This window comes from Cellulosimicrobium sp. PMB13 (assembly GCF_051294865.1).
Lineage (GTDB): Bacteria > Actinomycetota > Actinomycetes > Actinomycetales > Cellulomonadaceae > Cellulosimicrobium.
Genome location: NZ_CP145910.1, coordinates 3967249 through 3989402, shown reverse-complemented (window position 1 = coordinate 3989402; position 22154 = coordinate 3967249). Strand labels below are relative to the sequence as shown.

At 72.4% G+C, this 22154-nt stretch carries 18 protein-coding genes; 13 read left to right on the top strand and 5 right to left on the bottom strand.

Annotation, left to right across the window (positions count from 1 at the left end):
- Positions 1-61: 61 nt before the first annotated feature.
- Positions 62-1063 carry a LacI family DNA-binding transcriptional regulator gene (locus V5D56_RS17830; protein ID WP_435736608.1) on the bottom strand — a complete coding sequence of 334 codons (1002 nt, stop codon included), beginning with the start codon at positions 1061-1063 and terminating at the stop codon, positions 62-64.
- 483 nt (positions 1064-1546) lie between these two features.
- Between V5D56_RS17830 and V5D56_RS17825 the strand changes: the two genes are divergently transcribed.
- The 7 genes from V5D56_RS17825 (at position 1547) to nrdF (ending at position 12608) form a co-directional block, all read left to right on the top strand.
- Positions 1547-3637 carry a beta-galactosidase gene (locus V5D56_RS17825; RefSeq protein ID WP_435736607.1) on the top strand — a complete coding sequence of 697 codons (2091 nt, stop codon included), beginning with the start codon at positions 1547-1549 and terminating at the stop codon, positions 3635-3637.
- Positions 3634-5937, top strand: a complete 2304-nt coding sequence (gene yicI, locus V5D56_RS17820; RefSeq protein WP_435736606.1) for an alpha-xylosidase — start codon at positions 3634-3636, stop codon at positions 5935-5937. Before V5D56_RS17825 ends, yicI begins: the two co-directional genes overlap by 4 nt.
- 106 nt (positions 5938-6043) lie before the next feature.
- Positions 6044-7540, top strand: coding sequence for a GH1 family beta-glucosidase (locus tag V5D56_RS17815; protein ID WP_435736605.1), 1497 nt, complete (start codon positions 6044-6046; stop codon positions 7538-7540).
- 887 nt (positions 7541-8427) lie between these two features.
- Positions 8428-8673 carry a glutaredoxin-like protein NrdH gene (nrdH, locus tag V5D56_RS17810; RefSeq protein WP_154798230.1) on the top strand — a complete coding sequence of 82 codons (246 nt, stop codon included), beginning with the start codon at positions 8428-8430 and terminating at the stop codon, positions 8671-8673.
- Positions 8674-8786: 113 nt separating this feature from the next.
- Positions 8787-9218 carry a class Ib ribonucleoside-diphosphate reductase assembly flavoprotein NrdI gene (nrdI, locus tag V5D56_RS17805; RefSeq protein ID WP_435736604.1) on the top strand — a complete coding sequence of 144 codons (432 nt, stop codon included), beginning with the start codon at positions 8787-8789 and terminating at the stop codon, positions 9216-9218.
- A gap of 32 nt (positions 9219-9250) precedes the next feature.
- A complete protein-coding gene (gene nrdE, locus V5D56_RS17800) occupies positions 9251-11392 on the top strand; it encodes a class 1b ribonucleoside-diphosphate reductase subunit alpha (RefSeq protein WP_435739070.1) in 2142 nt (713 codons plus the stop codon).
- A gap of 235 nt (positions 11393-11627) precedes the next feature.
- Positions 11628-12608, top strand: coding sequence for a class 1b ribonucleoside-diphosphate reductase subunit beta (gene nrdF, locus V5D56_RS17795; RefSeq protein ID WP_435736603.1), 981 nt, complete (start codon positions 11628-11630; stop codon positions 12606-12608).
- 108 nt (positions 12609-12716) lie between these two features.
- Here nrdF and V5D56_RS17790 read toward each other — a convergent pair whose 3' ends face one another.
- Positions 12717-13307: a phosphoribosyltransferase gene (locus V5D56_RS17790; protein WP_435736602.1), complete on the bottom strand. Its 591-nt coding sequence runs from the start codon at positions 13305-13307 to the stop codon at positions 12717-12719.
- Between the two features lie 130 nt (positions 13308-13437).
- Positions 13438-14385: an FKBP-type peptidyl-prolyl cis-trans isomerase gene (locus V5D56_RS17785; RefSeq protein WP_435736601.1), complete on the bottom strand. Its 948-nt coding sequence runs from the start codon at positions 14383-14385 to the stop codon at positions 13438-13440.
- 190 nt (positions 14386-14575) lie between these two features.
- Between V5D56_RS17785 and V5D56_RS17780 the strand changes: the two genes are divergently transcribed.
- The 3 genes from V5D56_RS17780 (at position 14576) to V5D56_RS17770 (ending at position 16723) form a co-directional block, all read left to right on the top strand.
- Entirely contained in the window at positions 14576-14881 is a 306-nt protein-coding gene (locus V5D56_RS17780; RefSeq protein ID WP_251150249.1) for a hypothetical protein, read from the top strand.
- 49 nt (positions 14882-14930) lie between these two features.
- A complete protein-coding gene (locus tag V5D56_RS17775; protein ID WP_435736600.1) occupies positions 14931-15791 on the top strand; it encodes an alpha/beta hydrolase in 861 nt (286 codons plus the stop codon).
- A gap of 131 nt (positions 15792-15922) precedes the next feature.
- The gene (locus V5D56_RS17770; protein WP_435736599.1) at positions 15923-16723 is read left to right on the top strand and encodes an alpha/beta fold hydrolase; all 801 of its coding nucleotides are present in this window, start codon (positions 15923-15925) and stop codon (positions 16721-16723) included.
- Between the two features lie 30 nt (positions 16724-16753).
- Here the strand turns inward: V5D56_RS17770 and V5D56_RS17765 are convergent, their stop codons facing one another.
- Together V5D56_RS17765 and V5D56_RS17760 are read right to left on the bottom strand one after the other, a co-directional pair.
- Positions 16754-17185, bottom strand: a complete 432-nt coding sequence (locus tag V5D56_RS17765; RefSeq protein WP_435736598.1) for a hypothetical protein — start codon at positions 17183-17185, stop codon at positions 16754-16756.
- Positions 17186-17188: 3 nt separating this feature from the next.
- Entirely contained in the window at positions 17189-18628 is a 1440-nt protein-coding gene (locus tag V5D56_RS17760) for a hypothetical protein (protein ID WP_435736597.1), read from the bottom strand.
- A 306-nt stretch (positions 18629-18934) separates the two neighbouring features.
- On the opposite strand from V5D56_RS17760, the gene V5D56_RS17755 reads away from it, so the two are divergent.
- From V5D56_RS17755 to V5D56_RS17745, 3 genes are read left to right on the top strand one after another with little or no spacing between them, the layout of a single operon-like run.
- Entirely contained in the window at positions 18935-20134 is a 1200-nt protein-coding gene (locus V5D56_RS17755) for a hypothetical protein (RefSeq protein WP_435736596.1), read from the top strand.
- Positions 20131-21159 (top strand): hypothetical protein, encoded by a 1029-nt coding sequence (locus V5D56_RS17750; RefSeq protein WP_435736595.1) that lies wholly within the window; start codon positions 20131-20133, stop codon positions 21157-21159. The genes V5D56_RS17755 and V5D56_RS17750 overlap by 4 nt, the downstream gene beginning before the upstream one ends.
- Positions 21160-21178: 19 nt before the next feature.
- Positions 21179-22126, top strand: a complete 948-nt coding sequence (locus V5D56_RS17745; RefSeq protein WP_435736594.1) for a tetratricopeptide repeat protein — start codon at positions 21179-21181, stop codon at positions 22124-22126.
- The last annotated feature ends 28 nt before the right edge of the window (positions 22127-22154 follow it).

Sequence of the window (22154 nt, the reverse complement as noted above, 5' to 3'; positions counted from 1 at the left end):
GGTCGGCCTCTCGTCGTGGCCCGCCCGCGACGGCGGGCAGCGCGCGTCGACCCGCGCCGCGTCAGGGGGCAGCGCGCGTCGACCCGCGCTCGGTGAGGACCGGCGTCAGCAGCCGGGTCTCGGCGGGCTCGTCGTCCTCGATGCGCGCCATGACCATGTCGACCGCGACGTGGCCGATGCGCTCCGCCGGGATGTCGATCCCCGTGACGGGCACGATCTGGGCGGCCGCGACGTCGGCCGGGCTGATGGTCACGACCGAGAGGTCGTCGGGCACGCGGCGGCCGAGCTCCGCGAGGCGGGCGAGGACGTGGGGCAGCGCGGCCTCGTTGTGCACGAGGAGGGCGGTGAGGTCCGGTTCCTGCTCCAGCAGCGCGTCGACGGACGCGACGACACCGTCGCGCGTCGTCGGGGTCTCGACCGTGCGGGCGTGCACGTCCTCGTCGCGAGCGGCGACCGTGAACCCGCGCAGCACGCGGTCGGCGTACGAGGTGTGGCGCGCGACGACCTCGGGCGGCGGCCCGAGGAACGCCACCCGGCGGTGTCCCCGGCGGGCGAGGTGCTCGAGGCCGAGCCGACCGGCGGCCTCGAAGTCGAGGTCGACGCAGCTGAGGGTGCCCGGGTCGGCCGGCAGCCCGATGAGGACCGCGGGCTGGCGCAGCCGGGCGAGGCTCGGGAGCCGCTCGTCGTGCGCCTCGACGTCCATGACGACGATGCCGTCGACCATCGACCCGGAACCGACGCGCTCGGCGCCCGACACGTCGTCCTGGGTCAGCAGCAGGACGTCGTGGGAGTGCTCGCGGGCGCGCAGGAGGACGCCCGAGACGAACTGCATGATGACGTTGACGTCGACGCCGGCGCGCAGCGGCGCCATGAGGGCGAGGACGTTGGTCCGGGACGAGGCGAGGGCACGGGCGCCGGCGTGCGGCCGGTACCCGAGCTGCTGGATCGCCTTCTCGACGCGGCGGCGCGTGGGGGCCGAGATGCTGCGCTTGCCCGACAGCACGTAGGAGACGGTCGACGCGGAGACCCCGGCCGTCCGTGCGACGTCCTCGATGGTGGCCACTGCTTCTCCTCAGCTGACGGGATCGCGGCGGTCGAGACCGGCTCGACCGCGCGACCGCTCGGGGGACACCGTAGCGCCTGGCGCGGCGCTCGGGGCGGCGGGCCGCGGTCGTCGGTGCGTGCGCACGGCCGGCCGTCCGGTGCCGGGTTCGCCGTGGCGGACGACGATCGAGGGAAGCGCTTCGATAGGCGAGGCATGCGACCGTGCCGGAGCGGGGCCGTCGGCCGGGCCCCGTAGCGGATGGTCGGGGCCTGGCGGGAGGCGGTCGGAGACGGCGCCGTTCATGGGCAGATCCTCTGGTGGTCGGGACGATGGCACCGTTTCGAGGTCGGCTCGGGACGACGACGTCTCGGTCGACGGGTGATCCTCGTGATCGCCTGCCGGTGTCCTGGACAAGGGTGCACGTCACAGGCTAGCGTGTTGAAACGCTTCGACGATGGCGCCCTGCCACGTCGCTGTGAGACACGACGGAGGTAGGCGACGGTGCCGACGAACGCGATCCACGCGTCCCCGCGCGGCGGGGGGTTCGCCGATCTCACGACAGACGGGATCCGCTTCGGGGGCGACTACAACCCGGAGCAGTGGCCCGCGCACGTGTGGCGCGAGGACGCGCGGCTCATGCGCGAGGCGCACGTGAACCTCGTGACCGTGGGCGTCTTCTCCTGGGCCCGCTACGAGCCGTCGCCGGGAGTCCGTGACTTCGCGTGGCTCGACGAGGTGCTCGACGTGCTCGACGAGCACGGCGTCGGCGTCGACCTCGCGACACCCACGGCCTCGCCGCCGCCGTGGCTCGGCGTCCTGCACCCCGACACGCTGCCGGTCGACCCGGACGGCGTGCGCCTCGTCGCGGGGTCGCGCAACCAGTTCAGCCCGGCGTCGCGCGTCTACCGCGAGCACGCGCTCGCGATCACCGACGCGCTCGTCGCCCGGTACGCCGCGCACCCTGCGGTGCGCATGTGGCACGTCGGCAACGAGTTCGGCCAGGTCTGCTACGGCGACGAGTCGGCCGCCGCGTTCCGTGCCTGGCTCGAGCGGCGCTACGGCACCGTCGAGGCGCTCAACGCGGCATGGGGCACGACCGTGTGGTCGCAGCACTACGGCGACTGGTCCGAGATCGTGCCCCCGCGCCGCACGGTCTACCACGTCAACCCCTCGCAGGCGCTGGACTGGCGGCGGTACTGCTCCGACCAGCTCCTCGCGCTCTACCGCGAGCAGCGCGACCTGATCCGCACGTACGACGCCGAGCGTCCCGTGACGACGAACTTCATGGGCTTCTTCCCGGGCATCGACCCGTGGACGTGGGCCGACGACGTCGACGTGGTCGCGGACGACGCGTACCCGGACCCGGGCGACCCGCGCGCACCGGCCGACGCCGCGCTCACGCAGGACCTGATGCGCTCGCTGGGCGACGGCGCGCCCTGGCTGCTCATGGAGTCCGCGACGAGCGCGGTGAGCTGGCGCCCGCACAACCTCCCGAAGTCCCCCGAGCGCTCCCGGCTCGAGTCGCTCCAGGCGGTCGCGCGGGGCGCGGACGGCGTGTGCTTCTTCCAGTGGCGCGCGTCGCGGAGCGGCGCCGAGCGCTTCCACTCGGCGATGCTCCCGCACGCCGGTCCCGACACCCGCCTGCACCGCGGCGTCCGGCGCCTCGGCGCCGACCTCGCCCGGCTCGCGCCGGTCGTCGGGGGACGGGTCGAGGCGGACGTCGCCGTCGTCGTCGACTGGCCCTCGTGGTGGGCGAGCGGCGAGGTCGCCCGCCCCACGGACCGCCTCGACGCGCTCGAGCAGGTGCGCCGCTGGTACCGCGTGCTGTGGGCGCGCGGCGTCGCGTGCGACCTCGTCCCGGCCGGGCGCGACGTCTCCGGCTACCGGGCCGTGCTCGTCCCGCAGCTCTACCTCCTCGACGAGGCCGGGGCCTCCGCGCTGCGCGCGGCGGCGCACGCCGGCGCGACGCTCGTCGTCGGGCCGTTCACCGGCGTCGCGGACGAGAACGCGCACGTGCGCACCGGTCGGTTCCCGGCGCTCCTGCGCGACGTCCTCGGCGTCAGCGGGGAGGAGTGGGTCCCGCTGCCCGACGGCGGTGTCGGGCTCGACGTCGCGGCGGACCTGCCCACCGGCGTCGTCCTATCGCCCGGTGACGCAAGCGCTCTGGGTGACCCGCGCGCCCGGGTGCTCGGCGAGCTCCTCGAGACGGACGGTGCGACCGTGCTCGCGACGTTCGCCGACGGGCACCTCGCCGGCGGCCCCGCGGTGACCCGGCACGTGCACGGGGCGGGGGAGGCCTGGTACGTCGCGACCGTCCCCGACGAGGGACTTCTCGGCGACGTCCTGGGTGCCGCTCTCGACCGCGCCGGCGTCGCGCCCGTCCTCCCCGCGGCGGACGACGCCCCCGGAGTCGAGGTCGTGCGCCGCGGCGACGTGCTCTTCGTGCTCAACCACACCACCGGGCCGGTCACCGTGCCCGTCGGTGGTCATCTCCTCGACCTCCTCACCGGGCGCCCGGTCGACGACGCCGTGCGCCTCGCCGCGCACGACGTCGCCGCTCTGGTCGACCACCCCACCGAAAGGACGCCATGAAGTTCACCGACGGGTACTGGCAGCTGCGACCCGGGGTCAGCATGCTGCGCCCGCGCTCGATCGACGAGGTCGTCGACGAGGGCGAGCGCCTCGTCGTGCACGCGCCCACGGCGGTCGTCGCGTCGCGCGGGGACACCCTCAACCAGCCGGTCGTCACCGTGACCTTCGACGCCCCGGCGGAAGGCGTGGTCGGCGTCCGGATCGAGCACCACCGCGGTCGTCGCGACCACGGCCCGCACTTCGGCATCGAGCGCTCGACGGCCGGCGCGAAGGTCGCCCTCCCCGAGCTCATCGGGGCCCCCGAGGCGACGATCACCTCGGGCGGGCTCACCGCGCGCGTGCGGACCGACGGCCCGTGGCACGTGGACTTCGAGGCCGACGGCGCGGTGCTCACGTCGTCGCTCGACCGCAGCATCGGGATCGCGACGACGGCCGACGGGCGCTCGCACGTCCACGAGCAGCTCGCGCTCGGCGTGGGGGAGCACCTCTACGGCCTCGGGGAGCGGTTCGGCGCGTTCGTCAAGAACGGCCAGAGCGTCGACGTGTGGAACGAGGACGGCGGGACCGCGAGCGACCTCGCGTACAAGAACGTGCCGTTCTACCTGAGCAGCAAGGGCTACGGCGTGCTCGTGGCCCACCCCGAGCGGGTGTCGTTCGAGCTCGGGACCGAGGTCGTCTCGCGCGCCCAGTTCTCCGTCGAGGGCCAGGCCCTGCAGTACTACGTCATCCAGGGCCCGACGCCCAAGGACGTGCTGCGCCGCTACACGGCCCTGACCGGCCGGCCCGCGCGCGTCCCGGCGTGGTCGTACGGGCTGTGGCTCTCGACGTCGTTCACGACCGACTACGACGAGGCCACCGTCACGAGCTTCGTCGAGGGGATGGCGGAGCGCGAGATCCCGCTGAGCGTCTTCCACTTCGACTGCTTCTGGATGCGCCAGTTCCACTGGTGCGACTTCGTGTGGGACCCGAAGACCTTCCCGGACCCGGAGGGGATGCTCGCGCGACTGCGCGGGCGGGGGCTGCGCGTCAGCGCGTGGATCAACCCGTACATCGCGCAGCGCTCGCACCTGTTCGACGAGGGGCGCGAGCGCGGCTACCTCGTGACCACGCCGACGGGCGATGTCTGGCAGTGGGACCTGTGGCAGGCGGGCATGGCGCTCGTCGACTTCACCAACCCCGAGGCGCGGGCCTGGTACCAGGAGAAGCTGCGCGGTCTGCTGCGGCAGGGTGTCGACTGCTTCAAGACGGACTTCGGCGAGCGCATCCCCACCGACGTCGTGTGGCACGACGGCTCCGACCCGCAGCGCATGCACAACTACTACACGCACCTGTACAACGAGGCCGTGTTCGAGGTGCTCGAGCAGGAGCGGGGGAGCGGCGAGGCCGTCCTCTTCGCGCGGTCCGCGACCGCGGGCGGGCAGCAGTTCCCCGTGCACTGGGGCGGCGACTGCGAGTCGACGTTCGTGGCGATGGCGGAGTCGCTGCGCGGTGGTCTGTCGCTCGCGCTGTCCGGGTTCGGGTACTGGAGCCACGACATCGGCGGCTTCGAGGGCACGCCCGACCCGGCGGTGTTCAAGCGCTGGGTCGCCTTCGGCATGCTGTCGTCGCACTCACGCCTGCACGGCTCCGACTCCTACCGCGTCCCGTGGGCGTTCGACGACGAGGCCGTCGACGTCACGCGACGGTTCACGCGGCTCAAGATGACGCTCATGCCCTACCTCGCGCGGCTCGGCGAGGAGGCGCACACCGACGGCGTGCCCGTCATGCGCCCGATGGTGCTGGAGCACCCCGCGGACCGCACGGCGGCCCTCGTCGACACGCAGTACATGCTCGGGGACGCGCTGCTGGTCGCCCCCGTGTTCCGCGCCGACGGACAGGTCGAGTACTACGTCCCCGAGGGCACGTGGACGCGGCTCGTCGACGGCGCACCGGACGGTCCTGCGGGGACCCTCCCGGCCACGGTCACCGGACCGCGGTGGGTCACCGAGACCCACGGCTTCGACTCCCTCCCGGTGCTCGTGCGGGCGGGCTCCGTGCTTCCCGTCGGGGCGCGCGACGACGCGCCGGAGTACGACTGGGCGGACGGCGTCACGCTCCGGGCATTCGCGCTGCCCGACGGGCACGAGAGCGACGTCGTCGTCCCGCGGCCGGGCGGCGCCTCGGCCACGTTCCGCGTCCGGCGAGACGGCCGGTCGCTCACGGTGACGTCCGACGACGCCCCGGGCGCCTGGTCCGTGGAGGCCGACGGCGTGACCGCGGCAGCCGCCGGTCCCGGGTCGCTGACGCTCGCACTGCCCTGACCGAGGTACCCTGGGAAGACCGGCGTGGAAGCGCTACCACGCCGGTCTTCCATCGCCCGCCGTCGGGGCCGCCCAGGCCCTGGCACACCCGATCAGCGAGGATCTCGTGACGACCGACACCCCCACCCGTCCCGCCGGCGCCACGCCCGGCACCCACCCCGACGCCGCGCCGTCGGGCCGCGCGTTCCCCCAGGACTTCGTCTGGGGCTCCGCCACCGCCTCGTACCAGATCGAAGGGGCCGCCGCCGAGGGCGGGCGCACCCCGTCCATCTGGGACACCTACTCCCACACCCCCGGCCGCATCCTCAACGGCGACACCGGCGACGTCGCCGACGACCACTACCACCGGTGGGCCGAGGACGTGCAGCACATCGCCGACCTCGGTCTCGGCGCGTACCGCTTCTCCATCTCCTGGTCGCGCGTGCAGCCCGGCGGCACCGGACCGCTCAACCCCGAGGGCGTCGCGTTCTACTCGCGCCTCGTGGACGCGCTCCTCGAGAAGGGCGTCAAGCCCGTCGTCACGCTCTACCACTGGGACCTCCCGCAGGAGCTCGAGGACGCGGGCGGCTGGGCCAACCGCGACACCGCGTACGCCTTCGCCGAGTACGCCCGCCACATGGCCCGTGAGCTCGGCGACCGCGTCGACACCTGGACCACGCTCAACGAGCCCTGGTGCTCCGCGTACCTCGGCTACGGCTCCGGCGTGCACGCGCCCGGCCGCACCGAGCCCGCGGCGGCGCTCGCGGCCGTGCACCACCTCAACCTCGCCCACGGCCTCGCCGTCGCGGCGATCCGCGACGAGCTCGGCGAGGACGTCAAGACGTCCGTCACGCTGAACCTGCACGTGATCCGGCCCGACGACCCCGCGAACGCGAACGACCTCGACGCGGTGCGCAAGATCGACGCGCTCGCCAACCGCGCGTTCCTCGGACCCATCCTCGACGGGGCGTACCCGGCGGACCTGCTCACCGACACCGCCCACGTGACCGACTGGTCGTTCGTGCAGGACGGTGACCTCGAGCTCGTGCGCCAGCCGGTCTCGATCCTCGGCATCAACTACTACTCGACCGTGCGCGTGCGCCACTACGACGGCACGGGCGAGCGGGCCGAGAACGACGGCCACGGCGCGTCGACCCACAGCCCGTGGATCGGGGTCACCGACGTCGAGTTCGTCCAGCAGCCCGGCCCCTACACGGCCATGGGCTGGAACATCGAGCCCGCCGGCATGACCGAGCTCCTCGTGTCCGTCGCGACGACCTACCCCGACCAGCCGCTCATGGTCACCGAGAACGGCGCCGCGTTCGACGACGAGGTGACCGTCGCGCCCGACGGGACCCAGCGCGTGCACGACGACCGCCGCGTCGCCTACCTGCACGACCACGTCGACGCCGTCGGTGCCGCCATCGACGCCGGCGCGGACGTGCGCGGGTACTTCGCGTGGTCGCTGCTCGACAACTTCGAGTGGGGGTACGGCTACGACCGCCGCTTCGGCATCATCCGCGTCGACTACGAGACGCTCGAGCGCACGTGGAAGGACTCCGCGCACTGGTACCGCCGGCTCGCGACGTCGAACGTGCTGGCGGGGGTCGACGAGACCGCCTGACCCGTCGTGCAGGGCCCGTCCTCGACATACGTCGGGGGCGGGCTCTTCGCGTGCGTCGGTCGGTGTGCTGGGTCCGCGGGCGGGCCTCCGCGGGCGGACCTTCGCGGGCGGGCCTGCGTGGGCGGGCCTCCGCGGGCGGGGTCGCGGGTCTACCATCCGGCCGCTCGTTCCTCGCGGCCTCCCGCCAGACCCACCACGACCCGCGACCCCGCCCGCTCCGGCCCGCCCGCTCGTCTCTCGGCTCACCTGCCGAGGTAGAGCCGTGGTCGGCGAGGTAGAGCCGTGGTCGGCGGAGTAGAGCCGGGGTCGGCGAGGTAGAACCGCGGCTGGGAGGGGCGCGGTCACTCGCCGGCTGACCTCGTGCGCGTGCGGGGTGATGTATGTCGCAGATCCGAGTTGTCGTGCGGGAGAGCGCGACACGCCGAGGGAGCGCGACACGCCGACGAGTTCTGCGGGCAGCGTGCCCGGATTGGTGCGTTCTGGGGGCACTCCGGGACGGCGCGTCGGGGTCGCGGAGGGGGTGCCCACCGGCCTGCACAGGGTGTGGATCGACGTCGTCCCCACCCTGTGGACGACGTCGCGCCAGGCGCGTCACCACGCCGTTCTCCACCGTCTGGAGCGGTGGATGACGGGGTGTGGAAAGGCGTGTCAGAGGGGCCTGGGACCATGGACCCATGGCTAGTACCACACTCGGCTGGGTGAAGTTCAGACACGACATGTAGTGGGGTGGCAGTGTCCGAACCCCTAGGTATAGTGGTTGCACACCCAGGGGGCGAAGGCTCTCCGGGGAATCACACAGACGTAGTTCCAGCGGTGTCCTTCGAGGTCAGAGAGTCTTCTCCCTCCCCGAGGACCGGGCCCAGGACGAGAAGCGAGGAGTCACCACCATGAGCGTCACGGTCTACAGCAAGCCGGCTTGCGTTCAGTGCGACGCGACGTACCGCGCTCTCGACAAGAAGGGCGTCGAGTACACCGTCGTGGACATCAGCCAGGACGCCGAGGCGCTCGAGCTGGTGCGCGGGCTCGGCTACCTGCAGGCGCCCGTGGTCGTGGCCGGCGACGAGCACTGGTCGGGCTTCCGTCCCGACCAGATCAACGCCCTCGCGCAGAAGGTCTCTCCGGTCGTCGCCTGACGACGAGCGGCCGGACGGACCGGGACGGTCCGTCCGGCACCGCCGGGCCGGCGTGAGCCGCCCGGCAGCAGGACAGCAGCTCGCGAGCACAGCAGGACGGAGGTGCGGTCCCCATGGGGTCGCTCGTCTACTTCTCCAGCGTCAGCGAGAACACGCGCCGGTTCGTCCAGCGGCTCGACCTGCCGGGCATCGGCATCGACGTGCGGCGCATCCCGACGCGACCCACCGAGGGGTTCCTGCGGGTCGACGAGCCGTACGTGCTCATGGTCCCGACCTACGGGGGCGGCAACGAGGGCGGGGCCGTCCCGCGTCAGGTCGTGAAGTTCTTGAACGACGTCCACAACCGGTCGTTGATCCGCGGCGTGATCGCTGCGGGCAACACCAACTTCGGCGAGGCGTACTGCATCGCCGGCGACATCATCTCCGCGAAGTGCCAGGTGCCCTACCTGTACGCCTTCGAACTCCTGGGAACAGCCGAGGACGCCGCGCGCGTCCGCGACGGATTGGGACGATTTTGGCAACGACAGTCACAGATTCCGGCGTGATCTCCGAGAGCGCAGGGACGGGCGACGTCGCGCTGGCGCCGCAGAAGGTGTCGCTGTCGAGCGCGCAGCTCGACTACCACGCGCTCAACGCGATGCTCAACCTCTACGGCCCGGACGGCGAGATCCAGTTCGACAAGGACCGCGAGGCCGCACGCGCGTACTTCCTGCAGCACGTCAACCAGAACACGGTCTTCTTCCACGACCTGCAGGAGAAGCTCGACTACCTCGTCGAGAACAAGTACTACGACCCGGCGGTCCTCGCGAAGTACGACCGCGCGTTCGTGAAGTCGCTGTTCGAGTTCGCGTACTCCAAGAAGTTCCGGTTCGAGACGTTCCTCGGCGCGTTCAAGTACTACACGTCGTACACGCTCAAGACGTTCGACGGCAAGCGCTACCTCGAGCGCTTCGAGGACCGCGTCTGCATGGTCGCGCTTGGCCTGGCCGACGGCAACGAGCAGCAGGCTCTCGACATCGTCGAGGAGGTCATCTCGGGTCGTTTCCAGCCCGCGACCCCGACGTTCCTCAACGTCGGCAAGGCGCAGCGCGGCGAGCCCGTGTCCTGCTTCCTGCTGCGCATCGAGGACAACATGGAGTCCATCGCGCGCGGCATCAACTCCGCGTTGCAGCTCTCCAAGCGCGGCGGCGGCGTCGCCCTGCTCCTGTCGAACATCCGCGAGCACGGCGCCCCGATCAAGCACATCGAGAACCAGTCGTCCGGCGTCATCCCCGTGATGAAGCTGCTCGAGGACTCCTTCTCCTACGCGAACCAGCTCGGCGCGCGCCAGGGCGCGGGCGCGGTGTACCTGCACGCGCACCACCCGGACATCCTGCGGTTCCTCGACACCAAGCGCGAGAACGCCGACGAGAAGATCCGCATCAAGACGCTGTCGCTCGGCGTCGTGATCCCGGACATCACGTTCGAGCTCGCGAAGAAGAACGAGGACATGTACCTCTTCTCGCCGTACGACGTCGAGCGCGTCTACGGCGTGCCGTTCGCCGACATCTCCGTCACCGAGAAGTACGACGAGATGGTCGACGACTCGCGCATCCGCAAGACGAAGATCAAGGCGCGCGACTTCTTCCAGACCATCGCGGAGCTCCAGTTCGAGTCCGGCTACCCGTACATCATGTTCGAGGACACGGTGAACCGGGCGAACCCGATCAAGGGCCGCATCACCCACTCGAACCTGTGCTCCGAGATCCTCCAGGTCTCGACGCCGTCGACGTTCAACGAGGACCTCTCGTACGAGCACGTCGGCCGCGACATCTCGTGCAACCTCGGCTCGCTGAACATCGCGAAGACGATGGACTCGCCCGACTTCGCGAAGTCGATCGACACCGCGATCCGCGCGCTCACGGCCGTCTCGGACCAGACGAGCATCGAGTCCGTCCCCTCGATCAAGCGCGCCAACGAGGGGGGGCACGCCATCGGTCTCGGGCAGATGAACCTCCACGGCTACCTCGCGCGCGAGCGGATCCACTACGGCTCCACCGAGGGCGTGGACTTCACGAACATCTACTTCTACACGGTCGCCTACCACGCGATCGCGGCCTCCAACCGGCTCGCGATCGAGCGCGGGCGCGCGTTCGCCGGCTTCGAGGACTCGAAGTACGCGACCGGCGAGTACTTCGACAAGTACACCGACGGGGTGTGGGCGCCGGAGACCGACCGCGTGCGCCAGCTCTTCGCCGACGCCGGCGTGCACATCCCCACGCAGGACGACTGGAAGGCCCTCAAGGCCTCTGTCATGGAGCACGGGATCTACAACCAGAACCTCCAGGCCGTCCCGCCGACCGGCTCGATCTCGTACATCAACAACTCGACGTCGTCGATCCACCCGGTGCCGTCGAAGATCGAGATCCGCAAGGAAGGCAAGATCGGCCGCGTCTACTACCCGGCGCCGTACCTGACGAACGACAACCTCGAGTACTACGAGGATGCGTACGAGATCGGGTACGAGAAGATCATCGACACCTACGCCGCGGCGACGCAGCACGTCGACCAGGGCCTGAGCCTCACGCTGTTCTTCAAGGACACCGTGACGACCCGCGACGTCAACCGCGCGCAGATCTACGCGTGGCGCAAGGGCATCAAGACGCTCTACTACATCCGTCTCCGCCAGATGGCCCTGGAGGGGACCGAGGTGGAGGGTTGCGTCAGCTGCATGCTGTGAGTTGACGACGTCGCGGCCTCGCTGCCGCGCCGTCCGGAGCAAGGGGCGCCGGTCTACCATCCGGCCGCTCGTGCCTCGCGGCCTCCGCCAGGCCCGCCACGACCGGCGCCCCTCGCTCCTCCCGCCGCTCACCGTGCGGCTCACCTTCGTCGTCGGCAGCGGTGCCCGACGACGGAGGGTCCGGTCAGTCGAAACGTCCCGGTCGGTCCGGGGTCAGCAGGAGAGAAGAACGCAGATGTCGCCCACCGGGAAGCTCAAGCTCATCGATCGCGTGAGCGCGATCAACTGGAACCGTCTGGAGGACGAGAAGGACCTCGAGGTCTGGGACCGTCTCGTCGGGAACTTCTGGCTCCCGGAGAAGGTGCCGGTGTCCAACGACATCCAGTCGTGGCACACGCTCACCGCGCAGGAGCAGGAACTCACGATGCGCGTGTTCACGGGCCTGACGCTGCTCGACACGATCCAGGGAACCGTCGGCGCCGTGTCGCTCATCCCGGACGCGATCACGCCGCACGAGGAGGCGGTGTACACGAACATCGCGTTCATGGAGTCGGTGCACGCCAAGAGCTACTCGTCGATCTTCTCGACGCTGTGCTCGACGCGCGAGATCGACGACGCGTTCCGCTGGTCGGAGGAGAACCCGAACCTGCAGCGCAAGGCTGAGATCGTCATGGAGTACTACAAGGGCGACTCGCCGCTCAAGCGCAAGGTCGCGAGCACGCTCCTTGAGTCGTTCCTCTTCTACTCGGGCTTCTACCTGCCGATGTACTGGTCGTCGCGCGCCAAGCTGACGAACACGGCCGACCTCATCCGCCTCATCATCCGCGACGAGGCCGTGCACGGGTACTACATCGGCTACAAGTACCAGAAGGGCCTGGAGAAGCTCTCGCCGGCCGAGCGCGAGGAGCTCAAGGGCTACACGTTCGAGCTGCTCTTCGAGCTCTACGACAACGAGGTGCAGTACACGGAGGACCTGTACGACGGCGTCGGGCTCACCGAGGACGTCAAGAAGTTCCTGCGGTACAACGCGAACAAGGCGCTCATGAACCTCGGCTACGAGGCGCTGTTCCCCAAGGACGAGACCGACGTCAACCCGGCGATCCTCTCGGCCCTGTCGCCGAACGCCGACGAGAACCACGACTTCTTCTCGGGGTCCGGCTCGTCGTACGTCATCGGCAAGGCCGTGAACACCGAGGACGACGACTGGGACTTCTGACCCGTCCCGCACACAGCACGACGACGGCCGCCACCCCGCGTGGGGAGGCGGCCGTCGTCGTGCGTGCCGGTCCGTCGCGGACCTGCTGCGGCCCGGGACCAGCGGGGCTCAGTCCGCGGGACGCGGCCGCGCGCCCTCGACGGGCGGGTCGGCCGACCACGGGAACGTGATCCAGAGGTCGGTGTCCTTCCACGAGAAGTCCGGCTGGATGATCGTGCGCGGCTTGGTGTAGAGCACCGCGGACCGGGCCTCCGCGCCGTGGTGCGAGAGCATCTCCATGACCAGGGCGAGCGTGCGGCCCGAGTCGGCGACGTCGTCGACCACGAGGACGTGGGCTCCGGGAAGGTCGGAGGTGTCCATGAGCGGCGGCAGGACGCGCGGGTCGGCGAGGGTCTGGCCGATGTCCGTGTAGAACTCGACGTTGAGCGTGCCCACGCCCTTCGTGCCGAGCGCGTACGCCACCGCGCCACCGGGCAGCAGGCCGCCCCGCGCGACCGCGACGACGACGTCCGGCCGGAAGCCGCTCGCCACGACCTGCTCCGCGAGCTCGCGGGCGGCCACGCCGAACGTCTCCCACGTGAGGACCTCCCGCTCGGGCGGCACACCGGCCACCGGCGGGGCCGAGAACTCGGCGGGCTCAGCAGGCACGGCGGGCTCAGCGGGCGCAGCGGATGCGAGGGGCGTCGAGGGTTCGGTCATGCGTCGAGCCTACGGCGACCCGCGGTGTGCCCGACGTCGCACGGGGCGCCCGGCACGACGAGGGCCGCCCCCCGTCGAACGGGAGGCGGCCCTGTGCGTCAGTGCGCGAGAGGCGGTCGCGGTGCGGCCGTCACTCCGCCGCGAGGATGTCGACGACGAACACCAGCGGCGAGTCCGGCGGGATGGTGTCGCCGCTGCCCTGCGCGCCGTAGCCGAGCTCGGACGGGATGACGAGCAGCACCTGGCTGCCGACCGTCTGGCCGGCGAGACCCTGGGTCCAGCCGGGGATGACGCCCTGCAGCGAGAAGCTCGTCGGGGTGCCGCGGTCCCAGGAGGAGTCGAAGACCGTGCCGTCGAGCAGCATGCCGGTGTAGTGCGCGGTGACCGTCTGGTCCTCGGTCACGACCGGGCCGTCGCCCTTGATGAGCGTCTGCGCGACGAGCTCGGTCGGCGCCTCGTAGCCCTCGGGGACCTCGATCGTCGGCTTGCCGGTGTCGTCGAGCGTCACGGTGGGCAGGCCCTCGGCGGGCGTCACGGGCTCGCCCTCGGCGCGCGAGGGGATCTTCTTGGCGTCGACGACCTCGATGAGGTTGACGACGGTGCCGCCCGACTGGTCCGGCCCGGCGAAGAGGAGGCGCGCGCCGACCTTCTGGCCGAGCAACGGCTCCGTGAGCAGGTCGAACTGCGGGTCGCCGAGCGTGAAGGACTGGGGAGCGTCGTCCTCCCACGTCGAGCCGGCGCGCGCGGCGTCCGCCCCGTTGTAGGCGACGTACTGCATCGTCACCTGCATACCCTCCTCGAGCTCCGCGCCCGTGCCCTCGTCGTGCAAGCTCGTGACGGCGGCGGAGACCTCGAGAGGCGCCTCGAACTCGAGCGTCGGCTCGGCGCCCGGGTCACCCGTGACGGTGACGGCCTCGAGCGCGGCGAGGTCCTCCGGGGAGGCGGAGGGCGCGTCGCTCGCCGAGGGGCTCGGCGAGGTCTCGGCGTCCGACCCGCCGTCGCCCGAACCGCAGCCGGCGAGGAGGAGGGAGGCGCCGAGGGTGAGCGCGGCGACGCCGCGCAGGGTGCGGTGCTTCACGTGGGGGAGTCCTTCGGTCGAGGGGACGACGCAAGCCGTCGGGGTCTGTGCCACAACGGGACGAGCCACGTCACGACGACGTAGTCGATCCTCAGGTGCAGCACCGGCCCGGACACTCTAGCGGTCCGGTCTGGACGCCCGCTGGGAGCCGGGTTCGGCGTCGACACGGCCGTCGGGGGATCATGGAGGGGTGCCGTCCCGCCGACCCTCCCGCAAGCGCCCCTGGAGCGCCGAGCCCGCCCCGCTCGACCTGGATCGCGCGCTCGGGGGAGCGCGCCGCGAGTCGGGGTCCGACGGCGAGTGGTCCGTCCGCACGGTGCGCGGCGCCGACAAGTCCTACCTGTGCCCGGGCTGCAACCAGACGATCCCGCCCGGCACGGGCCACGTCGTCGCGTGGCAGGAGGACTCGTTCTTCGGCGCGCAGACCGCTCTCGAGCACCGCAGGCACTGGCACACCGCGTGCTGGCAGGCGCGCGGTCGCCGTCGTCCCCGCTGACGCCCTACCGCCCGCGAAGACACCGGGCCGAACAACTAGGCTCGAACCGATGAGCACCGCACCTGACGCCGCCCCCGCCCAGCCCGCCGGCCCGGACGACGAAGCCACCCCCATCCGTTCCTTGACGGTGCTGCCCGCGCGGCGCGAGGACATCGAGCTCCACACCGCCGACGGCCTGACGCTCGTCGGCGAGCTCGCGCTCCCCGAGGAACGCGACCCGGCGGCGACCCTGCTCACGCTGCACCCGCTGCCGACCCACGGCGGGTACATGGACTCCCACGTCTACCGCAAGGCCGCGTGGCGTCTCCCGGCGCTCGCGGACCTGGCCGTCCTGCGGTTCAACACGCGCGGCACGTCGTCGCCGCGGGGCACGAGCGAGGGCGCGTTCGACGGCGGCGAGTCCGAGCGCTTCGACGTCGCCGCCGCCATCGAGTACGCCGAGTTCCACGACCTGCCGCACCCGTGGCTCGTCGGGTGGTCGTTCGGCACGGAGCTCGCCCTCAAGCACGGTGCGGACCCGGCCGTCGAGGGCGCGATCCTGCTCTCGCCGCCCCTGCACCGCGCCACCGACGAGGACCTCGACCGCTGGGACGCGTTCGGCAAGCCGCTCGTCGTGCTGGTGCCCGAGCTCGACGACTACCTGCGCCCGGACGAGGCGCGCCGCCGCTTCGCGCGTGTACGGCAGGCGGAGGTCATCGGTGTCGAGGACGCGAAGCACCTGTGGGTGGGGGAGTCGTCGGTGCGCCGCGTGCTCGACGAGATCGTCCGGCACGTCCTGCCCGGCCACCCGCTGCCGCTGCCGACGACGTGGTCGGGTTCGGCGCAGGCGGCGCGCGCGGCCGAGCAGGACACGGAGAGCACCGACCAGGCGAGCTACGACGCGAACCGCGCGGACGGCACGGCGGACTGACCACGTGCGACGGCGACGCGGACCGGTTCGCGTCCCGCCACGGCAGGGAGCCGCGGTCCGTGGCAGCGTGGAGAGCGGCGGTCCCGCATGACCGGTACGGGCCGCCGCACCGACGACAGAAGGAGCACGACGTGACGACCACCCGGCCCCAGGGACGACTCGAGACGTTCACCCTCCGCGACGGGTCCGGCCTGCCGCTCGTGCTCCTGCACGGATTCCCCGTCGACCACCGCATGTGGTCCGACGTCGCCGCCGCGATCCCGGGCGAGCCGACCGTCGTCGCGGTGGACCTGCCCGGGCTCGGGCAGAGCCCCCTCGGGTCCGAGGAGCCGTCGATCGACGCGGCGGCGGACGCGACGGCCGAGTCCCTGCGCGCGGCGGGCGTCTCGCGGGCGGTCGTCGCCGGGCTCTCCATGGGCGGGTACGTCGCCCTCGCGCTCGCCGAGCGCCACCCGGACCTCGTCGCCGGGCTCGGGCTCGTCGACACGAAGTCCACCGCCGACTCCGACGAGGCGCGGGCGAACAGGCTGCGCATCGCCGACCGCGTGACGTCCGAGCAGACCGTCGACGCCGTGCTGGGCATGCCCGGGGTGCTCCTCGGGGAGACGAGCAAGGCGGCGCGCAAGCACCTGACCTCGCGCCTCGAGGAGTGGATCCGGTCCCAGCGGCCGACCGGGGTCGCGTGGTCGCAGCGAGCCATGGCGGCGCGACCCGACCGGACGCACGTGCTGGAGACGTTCAGCGGACCTGTCTCGGTCGTCGTCGGCGAGGAGGACCAGGTGACTCCGGTCGCCGAGGCGGAGCACATGGCGTCGGCGGCACCGCACGCCCAGCTCGTCCAGGTCCAGGGTGTCGGGCACATGAGCGCGATCGAGGACCCTGCCGCGGTCGCGGACGCGCTCGCCGACCTCCTGGCGCGCGCGGCGTCCTGAGCGGCGGACCGGTCGGCGAGGGCCCGGGCGTCAGGACCCGTCGAGGACCAGCGCGAGCGCGTCGGCGAGGTCGATCGACTCGCCGTCCCGCCCACCCTTGCCGAGCACGAGCGGCGGGTCCGACGGGGTGAGCGTCGCGCCACGCAGTCGCGCACCCAGGCTGGCCGGGACGCCGAGCACGTAGAACTCGCCGTCGGTCCCGACGGCCACCGACCGGTTGCGGCGCAGGTACCAGCCGAGCACCGGGGTGCGGTACGTCGCGCGGCCGTCGAACGACCGCGCGCGCAACGGTTCGGGCTCCAGCCCTCGCTCGCGGGCGCGCTCGACGAAGTCCGCGAGGAGCGCGCGCGCCGCCGCCGACTCCTGCGCCCGACGACGGTCCAGCTCACGCTGCTGGTGCTCCGCCGCCTCCGTCCGCTGCCGACGCCACGCGTCGGCGTCGGCAGCGGCGGGGTCAGCCATCGGTCAGGCCTTGGCGGGAGCGTCGGTCTCGCGGTCCGAGGACACCGGGGCCTTCGGGCCCTTCGGGGTCTCGCGCCGGGGCGCCTCGACCGTGGCGACGGGAGTCACGGGCTCGTCGGCGACCTCCGGGACCTCGGCCGTGACGAGCTGTGCCGCCCGGGCCTGCTGCGCGGGCGTGCCCGCGGGGACCGCGGCGGGACGCGACGCGGGCTTCGAGGCACCCTCGGCGTCGCTGGCCAGCAGGCCGCGGAGCTCGTCGAGGTAGGTGTTGATCGAGTCGTGCTGGCGCGTGAGGTCCTCGAGCTGACGCTGCGCGACGGCGCGCTGCTGCTCGGCCTCCGCCTTCGCGTCGCCCACCGTCTGCTCCGCGAACTCGCGCGCCTCGGCGACGACACGGTCCGCGTTGCGCCGTGCGGTCTGCATGAGGTCCTTGACGTACGCGTCGGACTCGGCACGCACCTTCTCGGCCTGCTCGAGGGCGAGCGCCACGCGCTTCTCGGCCTCGGCGGCGTGCTCCTCCGCGGTCGCGACGAGCTTCTCGGTCTCGGCCTTCGCGGTGAGGTGACGCGCTGCGTTCTCCTGCTCGGCCTCCTCGCGACGACGGACGACCTCGAGCTCGGCGTCGGCCAGGGCGGTCCGGGCCCTGTCGCGCAGCTCCTCCATCTCGGACGTCACGGCGTTCGCGGCCTCCGACGCCTTGCGCTGAGCCTCGTCGACCTGGCGCTGCGCCTCACGGCGCGCGTTCTCCAGCAGCTCGGACGTCTCGCGGTCCGCCGCCTCGCGCTGGGCCGCGGTCTCGGCGGCGACCCGTGCACGCAGCTCCGCGGCCTCGCGCTCCGTGCCGACGCGCAGCTCCGTGGTCTCGCGCTCGACGGACGCGCGCAGCGTGCCCAGCTCGCGCTCGAGCGACGCACGCCGCTCGCTCTCCTCCGTGGCGATCGCGCTCTGGATCCGCGCGGCCTCGCGCTCCGCGGAGCCGACGAGCTCCTCGGCGCGCCGCTGCGCCCCCACGAGCGTGCTCTCGACCTCCGACGCGCTCGTGGCGCGGATCTCCTCCGCCTCGAGACGCGCGCTGTTGAGCAGCTCGGCGACCTCGTTCTCCGCGCGCGAGCGCACCTGGCCCGCGGACAGCTTGGCGCGCGCCATGATGTCGGCGGCCTGGGCGTTCGCCTGGGAGAGGATGTCCGCCGACTGCTCCTCCGCGGAGCGCATGAGCTGCTCGATCCGGGAGCCGAGGCCCGCGTACGACGGCCGGTCCGCCTCCCGCAGCTGGCGCTGCGCGTCCCCGAGCTCGGTCGTCAGCTGCATGATCCGGCCGTCGGACGCCTCGAGCCGCGAGCGCGTCTCCTCGAGCGCCTTCTCCAGCCTCGCGAGCTGGGCCTCGACCTGGACACGGTCGTAGCCGCGCATGGTGATGGGGAAGAGCGTGCGCTCGTCGGACACGTCGATGACCTCCGGTGTGGTTCGTCGTGGACTCCACCGCTGGGCGAGGTGCTCTCCAGCGCTGGTCGGCGGGCGGCGGTCGCGCCGCGGCCCCACGTGGTCCGTCCAGGATACGGGCCGGACCGTGTCCTGAATACCCGGAATGGCTCACGTGGAATGGCACGACCACGCCGTCGTGACAACGTGGGACGGGCTCGCGACCGTGTCGTGAACGGTTGGTGAGAGATCCACAGCCCGCACGCGCAGGTCGATCCTCGACGGCGTTCGCACCTATCCTGGAACGTCGGTCGACGAAGGGAACACTCGGTGCTGCAACGAATCATCGCCGCCGTCCTGATCGTGGGAGGGCTCGTCGCGGTGGGTCTCGGCGTCGCGTCCGCCACGGTCTGGCGAGACAGCGACACGGTCGCCGCGACCACGGCGTTCGACGGCGACGGCACGGTGCTGGTCACCGAGCCCGGCGTCCTCGACCTCGTGGACGACGGCGTGACGATCCGCGCGACGGTGCCCGACGAGCAGCAGGTGACCCTGGCGATCGGTCGCGAGGTGGACGTCACCGGCTGGGTCGGCGAGGACCCGCACGGGGTCGTGACCGGTCTCGCGGACTGGGACCGCCTCGCCACGAGCGCCGTCGTCCCGGAGGAGCCGGAGGCCGAGGCGCCTGCGGACGGCGAGACGTCGACCGAGAAGCCTGCCGAGGGCGAGGAAGCAGAGACCGAGACGCCTGCGGAGACCGAGGCACCCGCCGAGGGTGAGACGCCCGCCGAGGGCGAGACGCCGGCGGAGGGTGAGGCCGAGGCAGAGGAGGAGCCCGTCGTCGGCGTCGACCCCGCCGGGTCCGACATGTGGGTCGCCGAGACGACCGGGACCGGTTCGGTGACCCTGCGCTGGGACGACCAGCCCGGCCGCTGGCAGCTCCTCGCCGCCGGCGTAGGAGAGGGCGCGGTCGCGCCGACGGTCGAGCTCTCCTGGCCGCGCGAGGTCGAGACGCCGTTCCTCTGGCCCGGCGTGATCGGCGGAGTCGTCCTGATCCTGCTCGGCCTGGGGATCGGTGCTGCCGCGATGCGTCCGAAGCGCAAGACCGCCGGCCGCCGGTCGGCGACCGCCGCGACACCAGTCGCCGGGGCGGCCGCCGCCCCCGCGTCGTCGGGCCAGGGGTCGGACGACGCCCCGGGCGAGGCGCCGACCGACACCGCCCAGGTCCGGATGCTCACCCGACGCGAGCTGCGGGAGCGCGAGGAGGCAGACCGGCTCGCCGAGCAGCAGGCCAAGGCCCAGAAGCCTCGGCGCGCGTGGCTGACCGGACAGATCCCCGTGGTGCCGCGCGACCGCCGCCCGAAGACGGCGGCCCAGCCCGTGGTCGACCCGGCCGCCGCCCACCCGACGGAGCAGGACAGCGCCGTGACGCGCGCGGACGCCTGGCGCCGCACCTGGGGCTTCACCGCCGGTGCGCAGGCCCCCGAGGTCACGCGCGACGAGGACGAGACGAAGGACGCCACACGATGAGGACGCCGCACCGCACCACTGCCCGCCCCCGCCGCGCCCGCCTCGCGGCGGTCGCGGCGGCCGCCGGCATGGTCCTGCTCGCGGGCTGTGCCGCACCGCTCCCGACGCCGCAGCCCGAGGAGACCCCCGCGACCCCTCCGCCCGTGCTCGACGAGACGGAGCAGGACGACGTCCTCGCCGCCGTCGGGACGGCGCTCGAGGAGGCGGGGGCCGCCACGGACCCTGCGCTGCTCGAAGGTCGCGTCTCCGGACCGGCCCTCGCCATCCGCACGAGCCAGCTGAACGTCGCCAAGGCGCGCGGCAACGCGGACCTGGTCACGGAGCTCCCGACCGACGTGCAGCAGGTCGTCATCCCGACGACGCAGACGTGGCCCCGCACGTCGTACGGCGTGAGCGTGCAGCCGGAGAGCCTCCAGCCGCCGCGCCTCAGCGTCTACGAGCAGGCCGGGGCGCGCGACCAGTACGAGCTGTGGGGCTGGGTGCGGCTCTTCCCGAGCACGACCCTGCCCAGCTTCGCGGCGCCGACCATCGGGAGCGAGGCCGTCGCGCCCGACGACGACACGCTGCTCGTCACGCCGACCGACGCCGTCGCGCAGTACGCCGACGTGCTCAACGTGGGGTCGTCGTCGAGCTTCGCCGCGTCCTTCCCCGACGACTCCTTCCGCGCGCAGCTCGCAGAGCGGGCCAAGGTCTGGACGGATGCGCTCGCCCCGGCGGCGGGGAAGTACACCCTGACCTTCACGCCGGACCCCGACCAGCCCGTCCGGTCCGTGCGGACCGCGGACGGCGGCGCGCTCGTCGTCGGCACGATGACGTCCGCCGAGTCCATGACGGCCGAGGAAGGGGCGCAGGTCCCGCCCGACACGGAGTCGGTGAAGGCGCTCTTCGGCTCGGCCGGGACGACCAACGTCCTCAAGGTCGGATACCGCGACGTCGTGGCCATCTACGTGCCGCCGGCGGGCTCGGAGGAGCAGCTGCAGGTGCTCGGGACGGAGCACGTCGCGACGTCGGCGGCCAACGCCTGACGCTCCGTAGGATGCACCCATGAGCGAACCCACCCAGCCCACCTTCGACGTGCGCGGCGCGGTCGACCTGTCCGCGCTCACCCGCCCGCAGGCCCCTCCGCCCGGTACGGAGGGCGGTGCGCCGGCGGCGGGAGGCTACGTCGTCGACGTCACCGACGAGACGTTCCCGCAGCTCGTCCAGGACTCCACGCAGTACCCGGTCGTCGTCCTGCTGTGGATCCCGACGGACCAGGCGAACGCCCAGATCGGCACGGACCTCGGCGCGCTCGCCGACGAGTACGCGGGCCGCTTCCTGCTCGCGCGCGTGGACGCCCAGGCCTACCCGCAGGTCGCCGCCGCGTTCCAGGTGCAGGGCGTCCCCACCGTCGTGGCCGTGCTCCAGGGCCAGCCGCTGCCGCTGTTCCAGGGCGCCGCGCCCGTGGAGCAGATCCGCGAGGTGCTGGACCAGGTCCTCCAGGCCGCCGAGGCCAACGGCGTCACGGGGCGTGTCCCGTCCCCGGACGGCGCGCCCGACGACGACGCCGCGCAGCCGGCAGCGGAGCCCGAGCCCGAGCTGCCGCCGCTGCACCAGGAGGCGTACGACGCGATCGAGCGCGACGACCTCGACACGGCGGTCGCCGCCTACGAGAAGGCCATCAAGCAGGACCCGAAGGACGCGCTCGCCGTCGCCGGCCTCGCGCAGGTCCACCTCCTGCGCCGCACGCGCGATGCCGACCTGAACGCCGTGCGCGCCGCCGCGGCCGACGCGCCGACCGACGTCGACGCCCAGCTCGCTGTCGCCGACCTCGACCTCCTCGGCGGGAAGGTCGACGACGCGCTGGGCCGCCTCCTCGACCTCCTGCCGGGCGCTGACGCCGACGCCAAGGAGAAGATCCGTGTCCGCCTCCTCGACTACTTCGAGGTCGTCGGCCCCACGGACCCCCGCGTCGGCAAGGCCCGCCAGCGCCTCGCGATCAGCCTCTACTGACTGGCGCGATCAACCTCTCGCTGACTGA